The organism is Mariniflexile ostreae (genome assembly GCF_042427585.1).
GTDB lineage: Bacteria > Bacteroidota > Bacteroidia > Flavobacteriales > Flavobacteriaceae > Pseudalgibacter > Pseudalgibacter ostreae.
The window spans coordinates 1-2745 of record NZ_JBHMFC010000036.1 but is presented as its reverse complement, the minus strand read 5'-3'; the positions used below and the strand labels follow the sequence as shown (position 1 = coordinate 2745).

Sequence of the window (2745 nt, the reverse complement as noted above, 5' to 3'; positions counted from 1 at the left end):
GTATCCGTCCGGGCAACTACATTAGCTATTGGTCTTCATATTTCGTAGTGAATTCAATATCCTTGCCTTCTGCCCTTGCTTGAAGCACTATTTGTTGCATATGTTCTGGAAGGTTGTCCAGGGGCAATATCAGTCCATCGACCATTACCATGTTGTTAAAAGGACTGTTCTCCTGCATGGCACCGGTAGAAAATTCAGGGCTATAATACCATAGATCGAACATATTCTTTATGATCCGGGCCTTGTTCGAGACCGTAGCCCCCTTGGTCCCGAAGTATTCGTTCATCTCTTTGGAACTTATATACGGCTTGAAGGATCTGTCGAACAAAAAATTTATCGACCCTATGGCATGGACCACAGCTGCCGCCCATATCTCTAATTTTCCCCTTGTGAACGGGACGTCTCTTTTTCTACCCATCTTTTTGATGAGTTTTTCACAGAGTACGAAGTATTCATCATTGAGTTTCTGCGCGCAGAAGGCCCCCGTTATTTCCAATAGTTGTTTTTCCTTTTCCTTTAGCTGTTCTTTGGTCATATGTTCTGTTTTTAATATCCGGGCAGGAGTTCTTCGAGTTTTTGTATGCTATGATCTGGGATCCGCCCGAGGGTCTCCTTTAGCCATTCCCGGGGATTGACGCCCTGCATCTTGCAGCTACCGAAGAAAGAATAGAGCATGGCGGCATTTTGTGCCGCTTTATGTGATCCACAGAATAAGAAGTTTTTTCTGCCTATGGCCATGGGGCGGATGGCATTTTCGATCAGGTTATTGTCCAGTTCGATGCGTCCATCCTCAAAGATGGCCTCCAGTTTTGGGTATTGATTGATGAAGTAGGTCATCGCCTTGCCGATGGGACTTTGCGGCAGCACTCTGAATTGTTGCTCTTCGATCCACGTTTTGATCTGTACCAATAGCGGCTTGATCCTTATGTCTCGTTGTGTTTTTAGGGCTTCAAGATCATCTTGGGCCTCCTCTTTGATCTTACGTTCTTCCAAATAGATATCCCTAAAGATGGCCAATGCTTTTTCCGCTTGTTTTTTATCACTGTCCAGCGCATCGTGGAACTTGCGCCTGGCATGTGCCAGACATCCCGCAAGGGCGATCTTGGGGTCGGCGCCTATCTTATTGTACACGGTATAGCCATCGCATTGCAGATACCCACTGTAGCCTGCAAGCAATTCTTTGGGTCCGTGCTGCCCACGGCCTTTTCGGTAATTAAAAAGCACCAGTCTTTGAACGGGATCGTGATAGACCCATTGATACCCCTGATGTGTACTGCCTTTTTTATCGGAATCCAACACCTTGATCGGACTCTCATCGGCCTGGATATAATCGGAGGCCAGTATTTTTTGTTTCAGTGTATTGTAGAGCGGTTCCAGCAACTGGCAACAACTGGCCATCCAGTCGCTCATGGTGCTCTGTGCGGGTTCCCATCCAAAGTCCCGTTTGAACATTTGGATCTGCCGGTAGAACGGAAGGTGATCGATATATTTGCCCACCAGGATGTGTGCCAGTAAACAGGCCTCGGCTATCGATTTGTCGATGGGACGGGTAGGAAGTGCCGCGATCAGTACGCCCTCCCCATCCGCTTTGGCATACTTGGGCCGGATCGTCCTTCTTCTGATAAGGCTTGCGGGAGTGTATTCCAAGGTCTCGGTGACCTCTTCCCCGATCTTCTTCAGTCCCGTGGTATCCTCTTCGGGCTCGATGGTGATTTCCCTGACCGGCAGATGTTCGGGCAGTGCATTGCGCCCATTGTGTTTTTTCTTGTCCCTGGAATAGGTAATGGTCTCTTGCGGGGTCTCTTCTACGGTTTCTGGGGAATCATCCCCTGAAAAGAGCGATAACTGGTCGACCACAGCTTGGGATATGAAACTCTCGGATTTGAATCCACTTATGAGTTTGTAGAGCTGTGCCAGTTGATGTTCCAAGGAAACTATTCTGGCCGTGGAGGCCTTCTCCTTTTTTTGAAGGTCCCGGTTCTCGACAAGCAGCTCTTGATAGGTCATAGCAGGGCTAAGATAAAAATTGCCCTGTTAAAAAACAACCTAATATCACGTTTTTTCGTAACGTTTTCTCCTGGTTATATTGGTAATGGAGATCCCATCGATGAGCAGGACCAATTGAGCGTAATCCAGCCGTAGACTGCCGACTGATCCATCGTAATCGGGAAGTTCAAAAGTGCCGGATTCCAGCCTTTTGTAGTACAGCATAAACCCTCCCGATTGCCAGTGCAACAACTTTGCCTTGTTGCGGACCTTGTTGATAAAGATATATACCGTACCGTCATCAGGGCTCTGGTCCAGATCGTTGATGACAAGTCCACTCAGGCTATCGAAGCTTTTTCGCATATCGGTGGGGAGGCTGTAGAGTTGGAACCGGTGCGAAGTACCAAGTGCGAACATCTATACTGGGATTTCGATCTCGATCCCGTTTTTGCAACGGATCAAAATGGTTCTGCCATCCTGGACAGGGACGACTTCGATAGGAACGAAATGCGAAGGACCTTTATCGGCCGTTACATCCACAGGCCGCGATAATTTTGATCGCCAATAATGAAGTTTGCCTTCCTTGATCCCATGGGCAGAGGCAAACTCTTTTTGACTCCGACCAGAGTCCAGAAACTCCTTTACCAATTTACGCATCCACAAATCATTCTCCTTTTTTGTCATAATACATATAGTTTATGCCACCAAAGGTAAAAAGCCAGATCATGTCATAAAAGACGTAGTTGCTCGGATGAATAC

4 protein-coding genes are annotated in these 2745 nt (G+C 47.3%); all 4 read right to left on the bottom strand.

All coding sequences use genetic code 11. The features are described from left to right. Positions 1-25: 25 nt before the first annotated feature. The 4 genes from ACFFU9_RS09375 to tnpA are packed head-to-tail and all read right to left on the bottom strand — an operon-like array spanning position 26 to position 2643. On the bottom strand, positions 26-535 hold the full coding sequence (locus ACFFU9_RS09375) for a DUF6398 domain-containing protein (RefSeq protein WP_379861164.1): 510 nt from the start codon (positions 533-535) through the stop codon (positions 26-28). 11 nt (positions 536-546) lie between these two features. Then, on the bottom strand, positions 547-2007 hold the full coding sequence (tnpC, locus tag ACFFU9_RS09370; RefSeq protein ID WP_379861162.1) for an IS66 family transposase: 1461 nt from the start codon (positions 2005-2007) through the stop codon (positions 547-549). A gap of 45 nt (positions 2008-2052) precedes the next feature. Then, positions 2053-2403, bottom strand: a complete 351-nt coding sequence (tnpB, locus tag ACFFU9_RS09365) for an IS66 family insertion sequence element accessory protein TnpB (protein ID WP_379861161.1) — start codon at positions 2401-2403, stop codon at positions 2053-2055. Then, the gene (gene tnpA / locus ACFFU9_RS09360; protein ID WP_379861165.1) at positions 2404-2643 is read right to left on the bottom strand and encodes an IS66 family insertion sequence element accessory protein TnpA; all 240 of its coding nucleotides are present in this window, start codon (positions 2641-2643) and stop codon (positions 2404-2406) included. Positions 2644-2745 lie beyond the last annotated feature (102 nt).

Bases quoted from the DNA above. Each gene is read 5' to 3' on its own strand.
- ACFFU9_RS09375 (WP_379861164.1), bottom strand. From the start codon at position 535: ATGACCAAAGAACAGCTAAAGGAAAAGGAAAAACAACTATTGGAAATA.
- tnpC (WP_379861162.1), bottom strand. From the start codon at position 2,007: ATGACCTATCAAGAGCTGCTTGTCGAGAACCGGGACCTTCAAAAAAAG.
- tnpB (WP_379861161.1), bottom strand. From the start codon at position 2,403: ATGTTCGCACTTGGTACTTCGCACCGGTTCCAACTCTACAGCCTCCCC.
- tnpA (WP_379861165.1), bottom strand. From the start codon at position 2,643: ATGCGTAAATTGGTAAAGGAGTTTCTGGACTCTGGTCGGAGTCAAAAA.